This is a genomic window from Stenotrophomonas sepilia, assembly GCF_003244875.1.
GTDB lineage: Bacteria > Pseudomonadota > Gammaproteobacteria > Xanthomonadales > Xanthomonadaceae > Stenotrophomonas > Stenotrophomonas sepilia.
Genome location: NZ_LXXZ01000068.1, coordinates 1 through 19,268, shown reverse-complemented (window position 1 = coordinate 19,268; position 19,268 = coordinate 1). Strand labels below are relative to the sequence as shown.

General features: G+C 63.5%; 30 protein-coding genes. 29 read left to right on the top strand and 1 reads right to left on the bottom strand.

Annotation, left to right across the window (positions count from 1 at the left end; all coding sequences use genetic code 11):
- Window positions 1-353: 353 nt before the first annotated feature.
- From rpsJ to A7X97_RS14270, 28 genes are all read left to right on the top strand, one after another.
- The gene (rpsJ, locus tag A7X97_RS14405; RefSeq protein WP_005408208.1) at window positions 354-665 is read left to right on the top strand and encodes a 30S ribosomal protein S10; all 312 of its coding nucleotides are present in this window, start codon (window positions 354-356) and stop codon (window positions 663-665) included.
- An 11-nt stretch (window positions 666-676) separates the two neighbouring features.
- Entirely contained in the window at window positions 677-1,327 is a 651-nt protein-coding gene (gene rplC, locus A7X97_RS14400) for a 50S ribosomal protein L3 (protein ID WP_004145336.1), read from the top strand.
- Between the two features lie 12 nt (window positions 1,328-1,339).
- Window positions 1,340-1,945, top strand: coding sequence for a 50S ribosomal protein L4 (rplD, locus tag A7X97_RS14395; RefSeq protein ID WP_005415412.1), 606 nt, complete (start codon window positions 1,340-1,342; stop codon window positions 1,943-1,945).
- Window positions 1,942-2,241: a 50S ribosomal protein L23 gene (gene rplW, locus A7X97_RS14390; RefSeq protein ID WP_004145338.1), complete on the top strand. Its 300-nt coding sequence runs from the start codon at window positions 1,942-1,944 to the stop codon at window positions 2,239-2,241. The genes rplD and rplW overlap by 4 nt, the downstream gene beginning before the upstream one ends.
- Window positions 2,242-2,251: 10 nt before the next feature.
- Window positions 2,252-3,079 carry a 50S ribosomal protein L2 gene (rplB, locus tag A7X97_RS14385; RefSeq protein WP_004145339.1) on the top strand — a complete coding sequence of 276 codons (828 nt, stop codon included), beginning with the start codon at window positions 2,252-2,254 and terminating at the stop codon, window positions 3,077-3,079.
- 6 nt (window positions 3,080-3,085) lie between these two features.
- On the top strand, window positions 3,086-3,355 hold the full coding sequence (gene rpsS / locus A7X97_RS14380; protein ID WP_005415413.1) for a 30S ribosomal protein S19: 270 nt from the start codon (window positions 3,086-3,088) through the stop codon (window positions 3,353-3,355).
- Window positions 3,356-3,367: 12 nt separating this feature from the next.
- Window positions 3,368-3,703, top strand: coding sequence for a 50S ribosomal protein L22 (gene rplV / locus A7X97_RS14375; RefSeq protein ID WP_004145348.1), 336 nt, complete (start codon window positions 3,368-3,370; stop codon window positions 3,701-3,703).
- Window positions 3,704-3,721: 18 nt separating this feature from the next.
- Window positions 3,722-4,456 carry a 30S ribosomal protein S3 gene (gene rpsC, locus A7X97_RS14370; RefSeq protein WP_005415414.1) on the top strand — a complete coding sequence of 245 codons (735 nt, stop codon included), beginning with the start codon at window positions 3,722-3,724 and terminating at the stop codon, window positions 4,454-4,456.
- 5 nt (window positions 4,457-4,461) lie between these two features.
- Window positions 4,462-4,875 carry a 50S ribosomal protein L16 gene (gene rplP / locus A7X97_RS14365; protein ID WP_004154486.1) on the top strand — a complete coding sequence of 138 codons (414 nt, stop codon included), beginning with the start codon at window positions 4,462-4,464 and terminating at the stop codon, window positions 4,873-4,875.
- Window positions 4,875-5,060, top strand: a complete 186-nt coding sequence (rpmC, locus tag A7X97_RS14360) for a 50S ribosomal protein L29 (RefSeq protein ID WP_004154487.1) — start codon at window positions 4,875-4,877, stop codon at window positions 5,058-5,060. The genes rplP and rpmC overlap by 1 nt, the downstream gene beginning before the upstream one ends.
- Window positions 5,061-5,071: 11 nt before the next feature.
- Window positions 5,072-5,341 (top strand): 30S ribosomal protein S17, encoded by a 270-nt coding sequence (gene rpsQ / locus A7X97_RS14355; RefSeq protein ID WP_004154489.1) that lies wholly within the window; start codon window positions 5,072-5,074, stop codon window positions 5,339-5,341.
- A gap of 12 nt (window positions 5,342-5,353) precedes the next feature.
- Window positions 5,354-5,722, top strand: coding sequence for a 50S ribosomal protein L14 (gene rplN, locus A7X97_RS14350; RefSeq protein WP_010483978.1), 369 nt, complete (start codon window positions 5,354-5,356; stop codon window positions 5,720-5,722).
- Between the two features lie 16 nt (window positions 5,723-5,738).
- Window positions 5,739-6,056 (top strand): 50S ribosomal protein L24, encoded by a 318-nt coding sequence (gene rplX / locus A7X97_RS14345; protein WP_004154490.1) that lies wholly within the window; start codon window positions 5,739-5,741, stop codon window positions 6,054-6,056.
- An 11-nt stretch (window positions 6,057-6,067) separates the two neighbouring features.
- Window positions 6,068-6,610 carry a 50S ribosomal protein L5 gene (rplE, locus tag A7X97_RS14340; protein WP_005415416.1) on the top strand — a complete coding sequence of 181 codons (543 nt, stop codon included), beginning with the start codon at window positions 6,068-6,070 and terminating at the stop codon, window positions 6,608-6,610.
- 18 nt (window positions 6,611-6,628) lie between these two features.
- Window positions 6,629-6,934 carry a 30S ribosomal protein S14 gene (gene rpsN, locus A7X97_RS14335; protein ID WP_005408209.1) on the top strand — a complete coding sequence of 102 codons (306 nt, stop codon included), beginning with the start codon at window positions 6,629-6,631 and terminating at the stop codon, window positions 6,932-6,934.
- 257 nt (window positions 6,935-7,191) lie between these two features.
- On the top strand, window positions 7,192-7,590 hold the full coding sequence (gene rpsH / locus A7X97_RS14330; RefSeq protein ID WP_005408210.1) for a 30S ribosomal protein S8: 399 nt from the start codon (window positions 7,192-7,194) through the stop codon (window positions 7,588-7,590).
- 18 nt (window positions 7,591-7,608) lie between these two features.
- Complete coding sequence (gene rplF, locus A7X97_RS14325) at window positions 7,609-8,133, top strand: 50S ribosomal protein L6 (protein ID WP_049416175.1); 525 nt, start codon at window positions 7,609-7,611, stop codon at window positions 8,131-8,133.
- Between the two features lie 32 nt (window positions 8,134-8,165).
- Window positions 8,166-8,519 (top strand): 50S ribosomal protein L18, encoded by a 354-nt coding sequence (gene rplR / locus A7X97_RS14320; RefSeq protein ID WP_004154495.1) that lies wholly within the window; start codon window positions 8,166-8,168, stop codon window positions 8,517-8,519.
- Between the two features lie 161 nt (window positions 8,520-8,680).
- On the top strand, window positions 8,681-9,223 hold the full coding sequence (rpsE, locus tag A7X97_RS14315) for a 30S ribosomal protein S5 (protein ID WP_005415419.1): 543 nt from the start codon (window positions 8,681-8,683) through the stop codon (window positions 9,221-9,223).
- Window positions 9,216-9,407, top strand: a complete 192-nt coding sequence (gene rpmD, locus A7X97_RS14310) for a 50S ribosomal protein L30 (RefSeq protein ID WP_005408214.1) — start codon at window positions 9,216-9,218, stop codon at window positions 9,405-9,407. Before rpsE ends, rpmD begins: the two co-directional genes overlap by 8 nt.
- 6 nt (window positions 9,408-9,413) lie before the next feature.
- Entirely contained in the window at window positions 9,414-9,857 is a 444-nt protein-coding gene (gene rplO, locus A7X97_RS14305) for a 50S ribosomal protein L15 (RefSeq protein WP_004154498.1), read from the top strand.
- A 7-nt stretch (window positions 9,858-9,864) separates the two neighbouring features.
- The gene (secY, locus tag A7X97_RS14300) at window positions 9,865-11,232 is read left to right on the top strand and encodes a preprotein translocase subunit SecY (RefSeq protein WP_005415420.1); all 1,368 of its coding nucleotides are present in this window, start codon (window positions 9,865-9,867) and stop codon (window positions 11,230-11,232) included.
- Window positions 11,233-11,579: 347 nt separating this feature from the next.
- Window positions 11,580-11,936 carry a 30S ribosomal protein S13 gene (rpsM, locus tag A7X97_RS14295; RefSeq protein WP_004154500.1) on the top strand — a complete coding sequence of 119 codons (357 nt, stop codon included), beginning with the start codon at window positions 11,580-11,582 and terminating at the stop codon, window positions 11,934-11,936.
- A gap of 11 nt (window positions 11,937-11,947) precedes the next feature.
- Window positions 11,948-12,337, top strand: coding sequence for a 30S ribosomal protein S11 (gene rpsK / locus A7X97_RS14290; RefSeq protein WP_004145443.1), 390 nt, complete (start codon window positions 11,948-11,950; stop codon window positions 12,335-12,337).
- A gap of 15 nt (window positions 12,338-12,352) precedes the next feature.
- Complete coding sequence (rpsD, locus tag A7X97_RS14285) at window positions 12,353-12,982, top strand: 30S ribosomal protein S4 (protein WP_004145446.1); 630 nt, start codon at window positions 12,353-12,355, stop codon at window positions 12,980-12,982.
- Window positions 12,983-13,037: 55 nt separating this feature from the next.
- Window positions 13,038-14,036, top strand: a complete 999-nt coding sequence (locus A7X97_RS14280; RefSeq protein WP_005408216.1) for a DNA-directed RNA polymerase subunit alpha — start codon at window positions 13,038-13,040, stop codon at window positions 14,034-14,036.
- A 190-nt stretch (window positions 14,037-14,226) separates the two neighbouring features.
- A complete protein-coding gene (gene rplQ / locus A7X97_RS14275) occupies window positions 14,227-14,610 on the top strand; it encodes a 50S ribosomal protein L17 (RefSeq protein ID WP_005408217.1) in 384 nt (127 codons plus the stop codon).
- A 162-nt stretch (window positions 14,611-14,772) separates the two neighbouring features.
- Entirely contained in the window at window positions 14,773-15,279 is a 507-nt protein-coding gene (locus A7X97_RS14270; protein WP_005415421.1) for a disulfide bond formation protein B, read from the top strand.
- Between the two features lie 63 nt (window positions 15,280-15,342).
- Here the strand turns inward: A7X97_RS14270 and A7X97_RS14265 are convergent, their stop codons facing one another.
- Window positions 15,343-17,469 carry a TonB-dependent receptor gene (locus tag A7X97_RS14265; protein WP_111008084.1) on the bottom strand — a complete coding sequence of 709 codons (2,127 nt, stop codon included), beginning with the start codon at window positions 17,467-17,469 and terminating at the stop codon, window positions 15,343-15,345.
- A gap of 221 nt (window positions 17,470-17,690) precedes the next feature.
- Between A7X97_RS14265 and A7X97_RS14260 the strand changes: the two genes are divergently transcribed.
- Window positions 17,691-19,082 carry a class II 3-deoxy-7-phosphoheptulonate synthase gene (locus A7X97_RS14260; protein ID WP_072169160.1) on the top strand — a complete coding sequence of 464 codons (1,392 nt, stop codon included), beginning with the start codon at window positions 17,691-17,693 and terminating at the stop codon, window positions 19,080-19,082.
- The last annotated feature ends 186 nt before the right edge of the window (window positions 19,083-19,268 follow it).

The window sequence follows — 19,268 nt, the reverse complement described above, 5'->3', positions numbered from 1 at the left end:
GTCTCGAAGATCATCGAGTAATCTGGTAGTATCTGCGCCCCGATGTTGCCTGGGTAGGGCATCGGGGCGTATCAAATGGGAAAGCAGGCACAGGATGTGCCTTGTGTTCCCCGGACCAGGAAGGGTCAATGCCATTCAGGCGGCGTCAACAGGTGACTGTTGACAGCTGCCTTGCGTGCCATTATGCTTCTACGTCTGGGCAGGCCGGGTAACTGGTCTGCCTACGTTTTTGAGGTCCACGGATTGACCTTGGTGGCCTGCAGGACTGCGGGCCGTCCGTATTCAGGAATTTCATGGGGCAAAGCAACCCAGAGGCTTTGTCTGTCGCTCTTTTAACGAAGGAACCTACCGCCATGGCGGACCAAAAGATCCGGATCCGGCTGAAAGCGTTCGATCATCGTCTGATCGACCGTTCGGCCAGCGAGATCGTTGAAACGGCAAAGCGGACCGGCGCGCAAGTGCGTGGCCCGATCCCGCTGCCGACCAAGATCGAGCGTTACACCGTTCTCGTTTCCCCGCACGTCGACAAGGACGCGCGTGACCAGTACGAGACCCGCACGCACAAGCGCGTGCTCGATATCGTTGACCCGAATGACAAGACCGTGGACGCGCTGATGAAGCTCGAACTGGCTGCCGGCGTCGACGTTCAGATCAAGCTGACCTGAGGACTACGACCATGACGAAGAAGTATTCGTTGGGCTTCGTGGGCCGCAAGGCCGGCATGAGCCGCGTGTTCACTGAAGATGGCCGCTCCATCCCGGTGACCCTGATCGAAGCAACCCCGAACCGCATCGCGCAGATCAAGACCGTCGAAACCGACGGCTACAGCGCCGTGCAGGTGACCGTCGGCGCGCGTCGCGCTGCCCTGGTCAACAAGCCGGAAGCCGGCCACTTCGCCAAGGCGAAGGTGGAAGCGGGTCGTGGCCTGTGGGAATTCCGCGTTGAAGACGCGCAGCTCGGCGATTTCGCCGTTGGCGGCGAAGTCAAGGCGGACATCTTCGAAGTCGGCCAGATCGTCGACGTCCAGGGTGTCACCAAGGGTAAGGGCTTCCAGGGCACCATCAAGCGCCACAACTTCCGTATGGGCGATGCAACCCACGGTAACTCGCTGTCGCATCGCGCGCCGGGTTCGCTGGGTCAGCGCCAGACCCCGGGTCGCGTTTTCCCGGGCAAGAAGATGTCGGGCCACATGGGCGCGGTGCAGCAGAGCACCCAGAACCTGGAAGTGGTCAAGGTCGACGTCGAGCGCGGTCTGATCGCGGTTCGCGGCGCCGTTCCGGGCGCGGCGGGTGGCGATGTGATCGTCCGTCCGGCGAGCAAGGCATAAGGAGAGATGACGATGGAACTCGTTATCACGGGTAGCAACAACAAGGTCTCGGTCTCCGAAGCCGTGTTCGGTCGCGATTTCAGCGAAGATCTGGTCCACCAGGTCGTCGTTGCTTACCGCAACGCCGGTCGCGCCGGCACCAAGGCACAGAAGACTCGCTCCGAAGTGGCTGGTACCACCAAGAAGTCGAAGAAGCAGAAGGGCGGCGGCGCGCGTCATGGCGCACTGACGGCTCCGATCTTCGTCGGCGGCGGTGTCACCTTCGCGGCCAAGCCGCGCAGCTTCGAGCAGAAGGTCAATCGCAAGCAGTACCGTGCCGCCATGTGCGCGATCCTGTCCGAGCTGAACCGTCAGGGCCGTCTGACCATCGTGGAGGCCTTCGACGTCGAAGCCACCAGCACGAAGGGTCTGATCGCCAAGCTGGCCGGCCTGGAAGTGGGCAAGCGCCCGCTGATCGTCACCGAGGAAGCGTCCGAGCACCTGTACCTGTCCGCCCGCAATCTGCCGTACGTGCAGGTGCGTGACGTGCAGGGTCTGGACCCGGTCTCGCTGGTGGGTGCCGACACGGTCGTCATCACCGCTGACGCGGTCAAGAAGGTCGAGGAGTGGCTGGCATGAACAGCAACGAAAAAATCTTCAGCGTGCTGCGTGCCCCGCGTGTCTCGGAAAAGACCGCGCGCCTGCAGGAACTCTCCAATCAGTATGTCTTCGAAGTTTCGAACGAAGCCACCAAGGCCGATGTAAAGGCCGCGGTTGAGCAGCTGTTCGACGTCAAGGTCGAAGCCGTCAACGTGGTCAACGTCAAGGGCAAGAACAAGTCCTTCCGTAACCGTGCTGGCCGCCGCGGCGATTGGCGCAAGGCGTACGTTCGCCTGGCCGACGGCCAGTCGATCGATGTAACGGCCAAGGCCTGAGGTACATCCCATGCCATTGATGAAATTCAAGCCCACCTCCCCCGGCCGCCGTTCGGCCGTGCGCGTGGTCACCCCCGACCTGCACAAGGGTGCTCCGCACGCCGCGCTGGTCGAGTCGCAGAGCCGCTCGGGTGGTCGTAACCACCACGGTCGCATCACCGTGCGTCACGTCGGTGGTGGTGCCAAGCAGCACTACCGCATCATCGACTTCAAGCGCAACAAGCTGGGCATCCCGGCGCGCGTGGAACGCATCGAATACGATCCGAACCGCACCGCCCACATCGCTCTGCTGTGCTACGTCGACGGTGAGCGTCGCTACATCATCGCCCCGAAGGGCCTGAAGGCTGGTGATCAGGTGATCGCTGGTTCGGACGCCCCGATCAAGGCCGGCAACACCCTGCCGCTGCGCAACATCCCGGTCGGCACCACCATCCACTGCATCGAACTGAAGCCGGGCAAGGGCGCTCAGATCGCTCGTGCCGCTGGTGCGGCCGTGCAGCTGGTGGCTCGTGAAGGCATCTACGCCACCCTGCGCCTGCGCTCGGGTGAAATGCGCAAGGTTCCGGTCGAGTGCTGCGCCACCATCGGCGAAGTCGGCAACGACGAGCACAGCCTGGAAAAGCTGGGCAAGGCCGGTGCCAAGCGTTGGCGCGGCGTCCGCCCGACCGTTCGTGGTGCTGCCATGAACCCGGTTGACCACCCGCACGGTGGTGGTGAGGCCAAGGCCGGCCAGGGTAACCCGCATCCGGTCACCCCGTGGGGTGTCCCGACCAAGGGTTACAAGACGCGCCATAACAAGCGCACTCAGCAGTTCATCGTCCGCGATCGTAGGGGCTAATCGACCATGGCACGTTCACTCAAGAAGGGCCCGTTCGTCGATCACCACCTCGTCAAGAAGGTGGAGGCCGCTGCGGGCAGCAAGAAGCCGATCAAGACCTGGTCGCGCCGTTCGATGATCCTGCCTGACATGGTAGGCATCACCATTGCCGTGCATAACGGCAAGAACCACATCCCGGTTCTCGTCAACGAGAACATGGTCGGCCACAAGCTCGGCGAATTTGCCATCACCCGGACCTTCAAGGGTCACGGTGGTGACAAGAAGTCGGGCAAGTAAGGAGAGATGACAATGGAAGCGAAAGCCATCCTGCGCACTGCGCGCATCTCCCCGCAGAAGGCTCGTCTGGTCGCTGACCAGGTGCGCGGTCTGCCGGCCGAACGTGCGGTCAACCTGCTGAAGTTCTCGGACAAGAAGGCTGCCCACCTGATCAAGAAGGTGGTGGAGTCGGCAATTGCCAACGCCGAGAACAACCAGGGCGCCGACGTCGACGAGCTGAAGGTTCAGACCATCATGGTTGATGAAGGTCCGACCCTGAAGCGTTTCATGGCGCGGGCGAAAGGCCGCGGTACCCGCATCCTCAAGCGCACCAGCCACATCACTGTGGTTGTGGGCGCCGCCAAGTAAGCGGATAAGGAAAAGACCATGGGTCATAAAGTTCATCCGATTGGTATCCGCCTCGGCATTTCCAAGGACTGGAACTCCAAGTGGTACGCCAACAAGGCCGAGTTCGCCGGTTACCTGGCAGCCGACCTGAAAGTGCGCGACATGCTGCGCAAGAAGCTGGCTCAGGCCGGCATCAGCAAGATCCTGATCGAGCGTCCGGCCAAGACCGCTCGCGTGACGATCCACACCGCCCGTCCGGGCGTGGTGATCGGCAAGCGCGGTGAGGACATCGAGAAGCTGCGCAAGGAAGTGAGCGAGATGATGGGCGTCCCGGCGCACATCAACGTCACCGAAGTGCGCAAGCCGGAACTGGACGCGCAGCTCGTTGCCGAGTCGATCGCCCAGCAGCTGGAGCGTCGCATCATGTTCCGCCGTGCAATGAAGCGCTCGGTCGGCAACGCGATGCGCCTGGGTGCCCTGGGCATCAAGGTCAACGTCGGTGGCCGCCTCAACGGTGCAGAAATCGCCCGTTCGGAGTGGTACCGCGAAGGCCGCGTGCCGCTGCACACCCTGCGTGCCGACATCGACTATGGCTTCGCTGAAGCCAAGACGACCTACGGCATCATCGGCATCAAGGTCTGGATCTACAAGGGCGAGGTCTTCGATTTCTCCCAGGTTGGCCAGGAAAAGCAGGACGACACCCCGTCGCGCAACGATCGTCACGATCGCGGCGACCGTGGTGACCGTCAGCGCCCGGCCCGTGAAGCGAGGTAACGACAATGTTGCAACCCAAGCGAACCAAGTACCGCAAGGTACACAAGGGCCGTAACGATGGCCTGAGCTGGAGCGCCAACGCTGTCAGCTTCGGCGAATACGGCCTGAAGGCAACCGCACACGGTCAGCTGACCGCGCGCCAGATCGAAGCGGCCCGCCGCTCGATCAGCCGCTACGTCAAGCGCGGCGGCAAGATGTGGATCCGCGTGTTCCCCGACAAGCCCATCACCAAGAAGCCCATCGAAGTCCGAATGGGTTCGGGTAAGGGTAACGTGGAATACTGGGTGGCCCAGATCCAGCCCGGCCGCATGATCTATGAAATCGAGGGTGTTTCCGAGGAAGTGGCTCGCGAGGCGTTCCGCCTGGCCGCCGCCAAGCTCTCGGTCACCACCACTTTCGTGACCCGTACGGTGCGCTGATGGATATCAAAACTCTCCGTGAAAAGTCGGCTGACGAACTCAAGGCCCACCTGATCGACCTGCGTAAGGAACAGTTCTCTGTCCGTATGCAGCAGGTCACCGGCCAGCTGCCGAAGACCCACGACATTCGCCGGGTCCGTCGCGAGATTGCTCGCGTCAAGACCCTGCTCGGCAGCACGAAGTAAGGATGGCCGCTATGAGCGACAATACTGAAAAGAAGACGCTGCGCACGGTCGAAGGCCGTGTCGTCAGCAACAAGATGGACAAGACGGTTACCGTCCTGGTTGAGCGTCAGGTCAAGCACGCGCTGTACGGCAAGTACATCAAGCGCTCGACCAAGCTGCACGCCCACGATGCCGACAACGCCTGCAAGGAAGGCGACGTCGTCCGCGTGACCGAGATTGCTCCGATGTCCAAGACCAAGAACTGGCGCGTGGTGGAAGTCATCACGCGTGCGGCTGAATAAGGAGTCTGAATCATGATCCAGATGCAGAGCTACCTTGACGTCGCGGACAATTCGGGTGCCAAGCAGGTGATGTGCTTCAAGGTGCTGGGTGGTTCCAAGCGCCGTTACGCCGGTATCGGCGACATCATCAAGGTCACCGTGAAGGATGCGATTCCGCGCGGCAAGGTCAAGAAGGGTGAAGTGTATGACGCCGTCGTGGTGCGTACCCGCAAGGGTGTGCGTCGCGCCGACGGTTCGCTGATCCGCTTCGACGGCAACGCTGCCGTCCTGCTGAACAACAAGCAGGAGCCGATCGGTACCCGTATCTTCGGGCCGGTGACCCGTGAACTTCGTTCGGAGAAGTTCATGAAGATCGTCTCGCTCGCTCCCGAAGTGCTGTGAGCGACAGGAGATAATCATGGCTAACCGTATCAAGAAGGGCGACCAGGTTGTCGTCAACGCTGGCAAGGACAAGGGCAAGCAGGGCGAAGTCGTCCGCGTCGACGGCGACCGCGTGGTCGTGGCCAACGTGAACATCGTCAAGCGCCACACCAAGCCGAACCCGCAGGCAGGTGTTGCCGGCGGCGTGGTCGAGCGCGAAGCTTCGATCCATATCTCCAACGTGAACGTGCTGAACCCGGCTTCGGGCAAGGGCGAACGCGTTGGCTTCAAGGTGCTGGAGGATGGACGCAAACTGCGTGTGTTCCGCTCCAGCGGTGAGGCGCTCGACGCCTGAGGAATGTGAAGATGACTTCCCGTCTCGAAAAGATCTACAAGGAAGAAGTGGTGCCGGCGCTGATGAAGCAGTTCGGCTACACCAATCCGATGGAAGTACCGAAGCTCGTCAAGGTCACCCTGAACATGGGTGTGGGCGAGGCTGCCACCAACAAGAAGATCCTGGAAAACGCCGTCGCGGACATGACCAAGATTTCCGGCCAGAAGCCGGTTGTCACCAAGTCGCGTATCTCGGTTGCGTCGTTCAAGATCCGTGATGGTTGGCCGATCGGCTGCAAGACCACGCTGCGTCGCCACAAGATGTACGAGTTCCTGGACCGCCTGATCAACATCTCGCTGCCGCGCGTGCGCGACTTCCGTGGTGTTTCCGGTCGTTCCTTCGACGGCCGCGGCAACTTCAACATGGGTGTGAAGGAGCAGATCATCTTCCCGGAAATCGACTTCGACGCCGTCGACGCGATCCGCGGTATGGATATCGCCATCACCACCACTGCGAAGACCGACGCGGAAGCGAAGGCGCTGCTGGCAGCGTTCAAGTTCCCGTTCCGTAACTGATCTGTCGAGGAAACCGAAATGGCAAAGACCTCCATGGTCAACCGCGACATCAAGCGGGAAAAGCTGGCCAAGAAGTACGCTGAGAAGCGTGCGGCTCTGAAGAAGATCGTGTCCTCCGTGGACGCGACCTACGAAGAGAAGATCGACGCCGCAACCAAGCTGGCCAAGCTGCCGCGCGATTCGTCGCCGAGCCGTCAGCGCAACCGTTGCGAGCTGTCGGGTCGTCCGCGTGGCGTGTACAGCAAGTTCGGCCTCGGCCGCAACAAGCTGCGCGAAGCCACCATGCGTGGCGACGTCCCGGGCCTGCGCAAGGCCAGCTGGTAATCCCAGCCGGCTCTGCGATCAGGAGCCCCCTCGGGGGCTTCTGAACCGGGGAGGGAGGCGTTCAGCTTCCTTTCTGCGAAAAAACCCGAAGAGCCCGGCGCAAGTCGGGCTCTTTTGGCGTATACTCCCGCGTCTTGCCCTGCGCAAACGGGGTTGTAGGAGTGGGCCCTGGCCCGCTGCATCAAGGGACCTGGCCCGTTTCCAGGAGACAACAGATTTTCGCGAAAGCGGATATCGGTGCACTCAAAGGTACTCATATGAGCATGACTGATCCCATCGCCGACCTGCTGGTCCGCATCAAGAATGCGGCTGCGGTTGGCAAGCAGACGGTGAAAGCCCCGTCGTCCAAGATCAAGGTTGCGATCGCCCAGGTCCTGAAGGACGAGGGTTACATCACCGACCTGCGCGTGACCCAGCTGGAAAACAACAAGTCCGAGCTGGAAATCGTGCTGAAGTATTTCGAAGGCAAGCCGGTCATCGCGACCCTGAAGCGCTTCTCGCGTTCGGGCCTGCGCCAGTACCGCGGCAAGAGCGAGCTGCCGAAGGTCATGAATGGCCTGGGCATCTCCATCATTTCCACCTCCAAGGGCATCATGACTGATGCGCAGGCGCGCCAGCTGGGCGTCGGCGGCGAAGTCCTGTGCTTCGTGGCCTAAGGCGAAAGGAGTAGAACTATGTCCCGCGTAGCCAAGAAGCCCGTCACCCTGGGTAAGGTCGAACTGAACGTCCAGTCGGAAAGCATCACCGTCAAGGGCCCGAAGGGCACCCTGTCGCTGGTCAAGCCGGCCGGTATTGCCATCAACGTCGACAGCGGCGTTGCCACCCTGAGCACCGAGAGCGCCGACCTGGTCGCGCTGACCGGTACCGTGCGCGCGATCCTGGCCAACATGGTCAAGGGCGTGTCCGAAGGCTTCGAGCGCAAGCTGGAGCTGGTCGGCGTGGGTTACCGTGCTGCCATGCAGGGCAAGGATCTGAGCCTGTCGCTCGGTTTCTCGCATCCGGTCGTGTTCGTGGCGCCGGAAGGCATCACCATCTCCACCCCGACCCAGACCGAGATCCTGGTCCAGGGCGCTGACAAGCAGGTCGTCGGTGAAGTCGCCGCCAAGATCCGTGCGTTCCGCAAGCCGGAGCCGTACAAGGGCAAGGGCGTGAAGTACTCCGACGAAGTCATCATCCGTAAGGAAGCCAAGAAGGCCTAATTAGGCGCTTCCGCTTTCAAGGAAAAAACATCATGAACAAGAACATCGCCCGCCTGCGTCGCGCCAAGTCGACCCGCGCCCACATCCGTGAGCTCGGCGTCGCCCGCCTGTCGGTGCTGCGCACCGGCCAGCACCTGTACGCCCAGGTCTTCACCGCTGACGGTTCGAAGGTGCTGGCTGCCGCCAACACCACCCAGACCGACGTCAAGGAAGGCCTGAAGAACGGCAAGAACGCCGATGCCGCTGCCAAGGTCGGCCGCATCGTTGCCGAGCGTGCCAAGGCCGCCGGCATCGAGAAGGTTGCCTTCGATCGTTCGGGCTACCGCTACCACGGCCGCATCAAGGCCCTGGCAGAAGCCGCCCGCGAAGCCGGCCTGCAGTTCTAAGGGATCAGGGCAGGGGGCCGATGGCCTCCTGCCCACCTGCTCGCCAGCCTGAGCGAGGCTGGACGGCGCCGCTCTTCTGCAGCGGCCCACCGGAACAACGCGTCACTCCACAACCATAAGCGGCCCCGAGCCGTACATACCCAAACAACCAAGGAATCAACATGGCAGAAGAGCGTCAGCAGCGGGGTCGCGATCGCGACCGTAACCGCGAAGAGAAGATCGACGACGGCATGATCGAAAAGCTGGTCGCGGTCAACCGCGTCAGCAAGACCGTCAAGGGTGGCCGCCAGTTCACCTTCACCGCCCTGACCGTTGTCGGCGACGGCGAAGGCAAGGTCGGTTTCGGTTATGGCAAGGCCCGCGAAGTGCCGGTCGCCATCCAGAAGTCGATGGAACAGGCCCGCAAGAACCTGGTCAGCGTTGACCTGAACAACGGCACCCTGTGGCACACCATCAAGGATGGTCACGGCGCAGCCCGCGTGTTCATGCAGCCGGCTTCGGAAGGTACTGGCGTCATCGCCGGCGGTGCCATGCGCGCCGTGCTGGAAGCCGTTGGCGTGAAGAACGTGCTGGCCAAGGCCACCGGTTCGCGCAACCCGATCAATCTGGTGCGCGCCACCGTGAAGGGCCTGACTGCTGCGCAGTCGCCGGCCCGCATCGCGGCCAAGCGCGGCAAGAAGGTGGAGGAACTCAACCATGGCTAATGAGTCCAACAAGACTGTGAAGGTCCGCCTGGTGCGTGGCCTGCGTGGCACCCAGTCGCGTCACCGCCTGTCGGTGCGTGCCCTGGGCCTGAACAAGCTCAACGATGTGCGTGAACTGAAGGACAGCCCGCAGGTGCGCGGCCTGATCAACAAGGTTCAGTACCTCGTCCAGGTTGAGGAGTAATCGACCATGACTCTGCGTCTCAATGAACTGAGCCCGGCACCGGGCGCCCGCACCGAGCGCACCCGCGTCGGCCGCGGTATCGGCTCGGGCCTGGGCAAGACTGCCGGCCGCGGCCACAAGGGTTCGTTCGCCCGCAAGGGTGGCGGCAAGATCAAGGCTGGCTTCGAAGGCGGCCAGACCCCCATGCAGCGTCGTCTGCCGAAGATCGGCTTCCGTTCGCCGATCGCCAAGGACACCGCTGAAGTGCTGCTGTACGCGCTGGACAAGCTGCCGGCCGGTGAGATCGACTTCGCCGCCCTGCGTGCTGCCAAGCTGGTCCCGAGCACTGCCAAGAAGGCCAAGGTCGTCGTCAAGGGCGAAGTGACCAAGGCGTTCACCCTGAAGGGTATTGCTGCCACGGCTGGTGCCAAGGCTGCGATCGAAGCTGCCGGCGGCAGCGTAACGGAGTAAGAAAATCATGGCGCAAGCTGGCATCGGTAACCTCGCGGGCGGAATGGGCAAGTTCACTGAACTTCGCCAACGTTTGCTGTTCGTCGTCGGGGCTTTGATCGTCTATCGCATCGGCTGCTACGTGCCGGTGCCGGGCGTCAATCCCGATGCCATGCTTGCCATGATGCAACAGCAGGGCGGCGGCATCGTGGACATGTTCAACATGTTCTCGGGCGGCGCCCTGCACCGTTTCAGCATCTTTGCGCTGAACGTGATGCCGTACATCTCGGCATCGATCGTGATGCAGCTGGCCGTGCACATCTTCCCCGCCCTGAAGGCGATGCAGAAGGAAGGTGAGTCCGGCCGCCGCAAGATCACCCAGTATTCGCGCATCGGCGCCGTGCTGCTGGCAGTGGTGCAGGGCGGTTCGATCGCGCTGGCCCTGCAGGGGCAGGTTTCGCCGTCGGGCGCTCCGGTCGTGTACGCCCCCGGCATGGGCTTCGTGCTCACCGCGGTGGTCGCACTGACTGCCGGCACCATGTTCCTGATGTGGGTCGGTGAGCAGGTCACCGAACGCGGTATCGGCAACGGCGTGTCGCTGATCATCTTCGCCGGTATCGTCGCCGGCCTGCCGGGTGCGGTCATCCACACCTTCGACGCCTACCGCGACGGCAACATCCAGTTCATCCAACTGCTGCTGATCGCTATCGTCGTGCTCGCTTTCACCTTCTTCGTGGTGTTCGTGGAGCGCGGCCAGCGCCGGATCACGGTCAATTACGCGCGCCGCCAGGGCGGTCGCAACGCGTACATGAACCAGACCTCGTTCCTGCCGCTGAAGCTCAACATGGCCGGCGTCATCCCGGCGATCTTTGCCTCGAGCCTGCTGGCCTTCCCGGCCACCCTGGCCATGTGGTCCGGCCAGGCTGCCAACCAGAGCAGCTTCGGTCAGGTCCTGCAGAAGGTCGCCAATGCCCTGGGCCCGGGCGAGCCGCTGCACATGATCGTGTTCGCTGCGCTGATCACCGGTTTCGCGTTCTTCTATACCGCGCTGGTGTTCAATTCGCAGGAAACCGCCGACAACCTGAAGAAGTCGGGCGCTTTGATTCCGGGCATCCGTCCGGGCAAGGCCACCGCCGACTACATCGACGGCGTGCTGACCCGCCTGACCGCGGCCGGCTCGGCCTACCTGGTGATCGTCTGCCTGCTGCCGGAACTGATGCGCACGCAGCTGAATGCCTCGTTCTACTTCGGTGGCACGTCGCTGCTGATCGTGGTGGTGGTGGTGATGGACTTCATCGCCCAGGTGCAGGCACACCTGATGTCCCACCAGTACGAGAGCCTGCTGAAGAAGGCCAACCTGAAGGGCGGCAACCGCGGCGGTTTTGCCCGCGGCTGATAGGCCTGTTATACTTTCGTCTTCCTGACGTGATGGTCCCTCCGCTTCGCGGATTCCGGCCACACAAACGAAGGGCGGCCCCCGCAGCGGTTCCGGGTGGGGGTGTGATGAGGTGGTCCCGCGCTGGAGTAGCGCGGGCGGCCCCGGGGGAAACCCCAGGTCCAACCCCATCCGGCGCCGGAGCCTGGGCACACTCCCCAGGCCGGGTTCATGAAACCAATGGTTTCACGGGCTTCCATGTAAACCGGAACCTTGTTAGTATCGCTAGTTCACTTTTTTGATCCATCCTGCCGGATTGGCGTGCCCGAGGCGCGCTGTCGGCCATCACTCAGCTGGAGAACCGCGTCATGGCGCGTATTGCAGGCGTCAACCTGCCAGCCCAGAAGCACGTCTGGGTCGGGTTGCAAAGCATTTACGGCATCGGCCGTACCCGTTCGAAGAAGGTCTGCGAAGTCGCAGGCGTTGCTTCGACCACCAAGATCCGCGATCTGTCGGAGCCGGAAATCGAGCGCCTGCGCGCCGAAGTCGGCAAGTACATCGTGGAAGGCGATCTGCGCCGTGAGATCGGCATCGCGATCAAGCGCCTGATGGACCTGGGCTGCTACCGCGGCCTGCGTCACCGTCGTGGCCTCCCGCTGCGTGGCCAGCGCACCCGTACCAACGCCCGCACCCGCAAGGGTCCGCGCAAGGCGATCAAGAAGTAAGGGACTGAGAAATGGCTAAGCCCGCTGCTAAGACCAAGAAGAAGATCAAGCGCGTCGTCACCGACGGCGTTGCCCACGTCCACGCTTCGTTCAACAACACCATCGTCACCATCACCGATCGCCAGGGCAATGCTCTGTCGTGGGCGACCTCCGGTGGCGCTGGCTTCCGCGGTTCGCGCAAGTCGACCCCGTTCGCTGCCCAGGTGGCTGCTGAAAAGGCCGGTCGTGCTGCGCTGGACTACGGCGTGAAGTCGCTGGAAGTCCGCATCAAGGGCCCGGGTCCGGGCCGTGAGTCGGCCGTGCGTTCGCTGAACAACGTCGGCTACAAGATCACCAACATCATCGACGTGACGCCCATCCCGCACAACGGGTGCCGTCCGCCGAAGAAGCGTCGCGTCTAAAGGGAGCGATAAGAAATGGCTCGTTATATCGGTCCTACCTGTAAGCTCGCCCGCCGCGAAGGCGCCGACCTGTCCCTGAAGAGCCCGGCGCGTGCGCTGGACTCCAAGTGCAAGCTGGAGCAGAAGCCCGGCCAGCACGGCGCCACTGCCCGCAAGGGCAAGCTGTCCGACTACGCCACCCAGCTGCGTGAAAAGCAGAAGGTCAAGCGTATCTACGGCCTGCTGGAGCGTCAGTTCCGCAACTACTACAAGAAGGCCTCGACCAAGAAGGGCAACACCGGCGAGAACCTGCTGCAGCTGCTGGAAACCCGCCTGGACAACGTCGTCTACCGCATGGGCTTCGCCGTGACCCGTCCGGCTGCCCGTCAGCTGGTGTCGCACCGCGGCGTCACCGTGAATGGCAAGTCGGTCAACCTGGCTTCGTACCAGGTCAAGGCTGGCGACGCCATCGCTCTGTCCGAAAAGGCTGCCAAGCAGCTGCGCGTCCAGGAAGCCCTGACCGTCGCCGCCCAGCATGACCTGAGCCCGTCGTGGGTTGAAGTGGATTCCGGCAAGTTCACCGGCATCTTCAAGGCTGTTCCGGATCGTTCGGATCTGCCTGCGGACATCAACGAAGCGCTGATCGTCGAGCTGTATTCGAAGTAATTCACATTGGAGAGCCCCCGGCGACGGCCGGGGGTTCACTAGGAGAACCCGCAACATGACGGTTACCGCCAACCAGGTTCTGCGTCCTCGCGGTCCGCAGATCGAACGCCTTACCGACACCCGTGCAAAGGTCGTTATCGAACCTTTGGAGCGGGGTTACGGGCATACGCTGGGCAACGCCCTGCGTCGCGTGCTGCTGTCGTCCATCCCGGGCTTCGCCATCACGGAAGTCGAAATCGACGGCGTGTTGCATGAGTACACCACGGTCGAAGGTCTGCAGGAGGACGTGCTCGAAGTCCTGCTCAACCTGAAGGATGTGGCCATCCGTATGCACTCCGGCGACAGCGCCACCCTGTCCCTGTCCAAGCAGGGCCCGGGCGTTGTCACCGCTGCCGACATCAAGGTCGACCACAATGTGGAGATCCTGAACGGCGACCATGTGATCTGCCACCTGACCAAGGACACGGCAATCAACATGCGTCTGAAGATCGAACGTGGTTTCGGCTACCAGCCGGCTGCCGCGCGTCGTCGTCCGGACGAAGAAACCCGTGCCATCGGCCGCCTGGTCCTGGATGCCTCGTTCTCGCCGGTCCGCCGTGTCGCCTATGCCGTGGAAGCGGCGCGTGTCGAACAGCGCACCGACCTGGACAAGCTGGTCATCGATATCGAGACCAACGGCACCATCGATGCCGAGGAAGCCGTGCGCACCGCCGCCGACATCCTCAGCGACCAGCTGTCGGTGTTCGGTGACTTCACCCACCGCGACCGCGGTGCGGCCAAGCCGGCCAACAACGGCGTGGATCCGGTGCTGCTGCGCCCGATCGACGATCTGGAGCTGACCGTGCGTTCGGCCAACTGCCTGAAGGCTGAAAGCATCTACTACATCGGCGATCTGATCCAGAAGACCGAAGTGGAGCTGCTGAAGACCCCGAACCTGGGCAAGAAGTCGCTCACCGAGATCAAGGAAGTGCTGGCTCAGCGCGGCCTGTCGCTCGGCATGAAGCTGGAGAACTGGCCGCCGGCCGGCGTCGCCAGCCACGGCATGCTGGGCTGATATCGGCAATGCCTGAAGGCTCCACCGTTCGCGGTGGGGCCTTCAACGCAACACAACATGCCACGACGAACCCCAGGTTCGCGGGCAGGTCGTCCAGGACGGGCGGCCAGGACCATCCGCAGTCCGCGCAGCAACGCCAGGATGGCGACAACGATCCGCACAGCCTCATCATTAACCAAGGAATATCACCATGCGTCACCAGAAGTCTGGCCGTAAGTTCAGCCGCACCAGCGCCCACCGCGAAGCGATGTTCAAGAACATGGCCGCCTCGCTGTTCAAGCACGAGCTGATCAAGACCACCCTGCCGAAGGCCAAGGAACTGCGCCGCGTTGCCGAGCCGCTGATCACCCTGGCCAAGGTCGACTCCGTCGCCAACCGCCGTCTGGCTTTCGCTCGCCTGCGCGACAACGAAGCCGTGGGCAACCTGTTCACCATCCTGGGCCCGCGCTACGCGAACCGTCCGGGCGGCTACCTGCGCCTGCTGAAGTGTGGCTTCCGCGCTGGCGACAACGCGCCGATGGCCTACGTCGAGCTGGTTGACCGTCCGGTCGTGGCCGAGGAAGTGGCCGAGTAATCGGACCGCTCCAACGCGACACAGCGAAAGCCCGGCCTCTGCCGGGCTTTTGCGTTTCTGCGGGATCTGACCCGCACCGTTCCGACAGGCGTCACCTGTGGCGGTTCGAATGGCATGCACTCTCGGTTACGCTTGGCGCCTTGATCCATTCGAGCGTTGACGATGAATCCACTGCGCTGGCCCTTCCGCGCCCAGTTCTTCCTGGGCTTCCTGATCTGCGCGGGCCTGCTGGGCTACGCGATCTTCCTGCAGCTGAAGATGGGCCTGGAGCCGTGCCCGCTGTGCATCTTCCAGCGGCTGGCGTTCGCCGCGCTGGGCCTGCTGTTCCTGATCGGTGCACTGCACGGGCCCTCCAACCGTCCTGGCCGGGCAACCTACGGCGTGCTCGCCTTCATTGCCGCCGCGGTCGGCGTAGGCATCGCTGCGCGCCACGTCTACGTGCAGATGCTGCCACCGGAGATGGGTGCGACCTGCGGCCCGCCGCTGAGCTTCCTGCGCGAGACCATGGGGCCGCTGGAAGTATTCCGCACGGTGCTGACCGGTACCGGCAACTGCGGCAATATCGACTGGACGTTCCTGGGCCTGACCATGCCGATGTGGTCGGGCGTGTGGTTCGTGCTGCTGGCGCTGTGGGCGTTGGTGGTGTCGCTGCGCAAGGTCAAGCGCTGAACTAAGGCGGGGTCGGAGCCCTCTCCTGCGGAAAGGGGTCCGACCCCAGGCACCCTGGCGTCCTCAGAAATCCTGCTGCAGGCTCAGGTAGGCGCCACGGCGCGGTCCCCACTGCGGGGCGAACACGCCGACGCCACCGCCATCGCGCAGTTGGTAGCTGCGGTCCAATGCATTGATGACCGCCAGCTGCACATGCAGCGGATGGCCGCTGCCGGCATTGAAGTCATGCCCGGCGCTGAGGTTCACCTGCAGGTAGGACGGCAGCTCGCCGCCGTTGGGCACGCCCTCGATGTCCGAACGCAGGCCGCTACCGAACACGTAGTTGGCGCCGACCCGGTTGTGTCCGGCAAAGGCGTAGCTGAAGCCACCCGATGAGGTCAGCTTCTGGTCGTGGTCGAGGTGGATCCAATGGTTGGCCACATAGGCCAGCGCGTCCGGATCGAGGTTGTACTGGCCGGTGATGACCTGGGTGCCGATGGCCTTGTTGTACGCTGCGTTGACGTAAGCGCTGAACGGACCGTCGCTGTAGTCGGCACTGAACTCCAGGCCATGGATATGGCCGCGGCGGTAGTTGAACGTCGAGTAGATGTAGGCGGCACCGAACTGGCCTTCGTCCTGCAGGCGCGCGACGCGTCGGTCATAGGCATCCAGGCCCAGGGTCAGGTGTTCGCCCACCTGCTGCGACACGCCGATGTCGTAGTAGTCGCTGCGCTCGGCCAGTGGCGTGTTGTTGCCGCCGCTGGGTTGCTGGTTGGTGGTGCCGTCGTACAGCGCGATCTCGCTGCTGGCGATCAGCTCACTGGCCGGTGGCGTGAAGTAACGCGAATAGCCGGCATGCACGGTGGTGCTGTCGCTGGCATTCCAGGCCACGCCCACGCGGGGGCTGAGCTGGCCCTCGGTGTGGCCAAAGGCCTTGTAGCGATCTCCGCGCAGGCCGTAGTTGACGGTCCAGTCGTCGCCGATCTTCCATTCATCCTGCCCGTACAACGCCTGCGTGCTGGCATGGAAGGCACTGTGGTCAGGTATCAGCAGCGGCGTGGTGCTGGATTGCTGGCCGGCGTCATCGACCGGAAACACCCAGCTGCTGTTGTTCGCACGCGCGTTCTCGTAATTGCCGTACAGGCCATAGCGCAGCGTGTGGTCGCTGCCCAGCGGGGTGGAGAAATCGGCCTGCAGCGTGTTGGCGCGGTTGCTGCGCTGCACCTGCGAGGCGACGCCACTGAATACCAGGTCGCCGATGACATCCGGGTTGAACGCCACATCGCTGTAGCGCTGCCCGGCTGACAGCTGGTAGGCGGTGCTGCCCAGCGCGCCCTGCAGCACCAGCATGCCGAAGCGGGTGGTCTCGCGCTGGGTTTCATCCAGCTGGCTGGAGTCGAAGGTGGTGATGTCCAGGTAACCGAACTGCGGGGTCTGCCCGGGGTTGACCGGGATCTGGAAGCGATTGTTGGCGAAGCCGGCGAACACGCTCAGGCGCGTGTTCTCGTTGACCAGGTAGGTGAGGTCAGCGAACGCTTTGCCTTGGTGGGTGTCGTCGTGCAGCGGCTTGCGCGAGCGGGTCGGGTTCTCCAGGCCAACCTCGTTCTGGTCGTAGTTGCCAGTAAGGAACCAGCTCCATCGCCCCTGGTTGCCCCACCACGAGGCATTCGGATTGATCTTGCCGAACGAGCCTGCGGTCAGACCGGCGCTGCCGCCATTGCCGAGCTCGGCGCCATTGCGGGTGGCGATGTCGACCACTGCAGCGGTGCGCTCGCCGAACTGCGCCGGCAGCGCGCCATCCATCAGGCGGATGCTCTTGATGGTGCGGGCATCCAGTGTCTGGCCGAAGCCGGAGATCGATTCGGGCAACAGCACGCCATTGATGCGGTACTGCAGATTGGCGTGGTCGCCGCGCACGTGCACGCCGCCATAGGAATCCTGGACCACGCCCGGGGCCTGCAGCAGTACCTGGCTGAGCGGCGCGGAGGCACCCAGCGGCTGCTTCTGGATGTCCTCGGCGGTGATCTGGTACTGGCTGCTGCCGATGTCCGGCGACAGCGCGTTGCGGGCCTGGTCGAGCTGGGCGTGGACGGTGACTGCGTCCAGATCCTTGACGGAGGAAGAGGTGTCGTCGGTCGTTGCGGCGAAGGCGGGCAGGCTGGCCAAGGCCAGGGCGAAGGCAATGCCGGTAGCGAGGGGTGAGGGCTTCATGGTGAGAGAGGGGGCGGCTGGGCGTGGAAGGGGCCGGTCCATGACGTGGAAGTGTTACTCCGTAACAAATCATGCGCCTGTCCCGTGCGGCTGACCATGCTGGATCTGGCTGCCGGCGCTGGCCTTTCCCTGCCGTTCAGGTGGCTGGGGCGGTGGGTGTGGGCCTTTGCGTCAGCGGCTGGCTCTGCGACCATGACCGCCCCCCACCCCGGAAGTCTGCAATGAGCCTGTCCGCCGTTCCACCCGCGTCCGATCCCGCCGCGACCACCGCTGGCGCTGCCTGGTCGCCGGAGAGCTGGCGTGGCAAGACCGCGCTGCAGATGCCGACCTACCCGGACCCGGTGGCATTGGACGCCGCTCTGCACGAGCTGAAGCGGCTGCCGCCGCTGGTCACCTCGTGGGAGATCCTGGCGTTGAAGCAGCAGCTGGCCGAGGCCCAGGAAGGCAAGCGCTTCCTGCTGCAGGGCGGCGACTGCGCCGAGAACTTCAGCGACTGCGAATCGGGCACCATCTCCAACCGCCTGAAGGTACTGCTGCAGATGAGCCTGGTGCTGGTGCACGGCCTGCGCCAGCCGGTGATCCGCGTGGGCCGCTTCGCCGGCCAGTACGCCAAGCCGCGCTCGGCCGACACCGAGACCCGCGACGGCGTGACCCTGCCCAGCTACCGCGGTGATGTGATCAACGCACCGGCGTTCACCGAAGCGGCGCGCCTGCCGGACCCGAAGCGGATGCTGCAGGCCCACGCGCATTCGGCGATGACGATGAACTTCGTGCGTGCGCTGATCGACGGCGGTTTCGCCGACCTGCACCACCCCGAATACTGGAATCTGGAGTGGGTAAGCCACTCGCCGCTGGCGGCCGAGTACCAGAAGATGGTGGCCTCGATCGGCGATGCGGTGCACTTCATGGAGACCCTGGCCGGGGCCCGCGTGCACAATCTCAACCGCATCGACTTCTACACGTCGCACGAAGCCCTGCTGCTGCCCTACGAGCAGGCGTTGACCCGCCAGGTGCCGCGCCAGCAGGGCTGGTTGAACCTGAGCACGCATTACCCGTGGATCGGCATGCGCACGGCCGCGCTCGATGGCGCGCACGTGGAGTACCTGCGTGGCGTGCGCAATCCGATTGCGATCAAGGTGGGCCCGTCGGTGACGCCGGACCAGCTGCTGCGCCTGATCGATGTGCTCAACCCACATGACGAGCCGGGCCGCCTGAGCTTCATCCACCGGATGGGCGCAACGCAGATCGCAGAGAAACTGCCGCCGCTGCTGGACGCGGTCAAGCGTGATGGTCGCCGCGTGCTGTGGGTGTGCGATGCGATGCATGGCAATACCGAAAGCACCGCCAACGGTTTCAAGACACGCCGCTTCGACAACGTGCGTGGCGAGGTGGAGATGTCGTTCGACCTGCATGCCGCCGCCGGTACGCGCCTGGGCGGTGTGCACCTGGAACTGACCGGCGAGGACGTGACCGAGTGCATCGGCGGCGCGCGCGAACTGACCGAGCGCGACCTGGAGCGTGCGTATCGTTCGACGGTGGACCCGCGGTTGAACTACGAGCAGTCGCTGGAGATCGCGATGGCGATCGTGCGCAAGCAGGAGCAAGTGCGGTAAGGATTTTTCGGCAGGGCTTGCAGCCCTGCACCTGCTACGAGCCAGAGCAACGTCAACGTCAACGTCAAAAGCGGGCTATCCGTGGGTTGGCGGGACGGTGTCGGAGTGCGGGGACGCCGCAAGTACGTCCTTGTAGGCTTGGCAGCCGCTTGCTCGTGTGCGCTTTCCTGCGCACACGGCAAGACC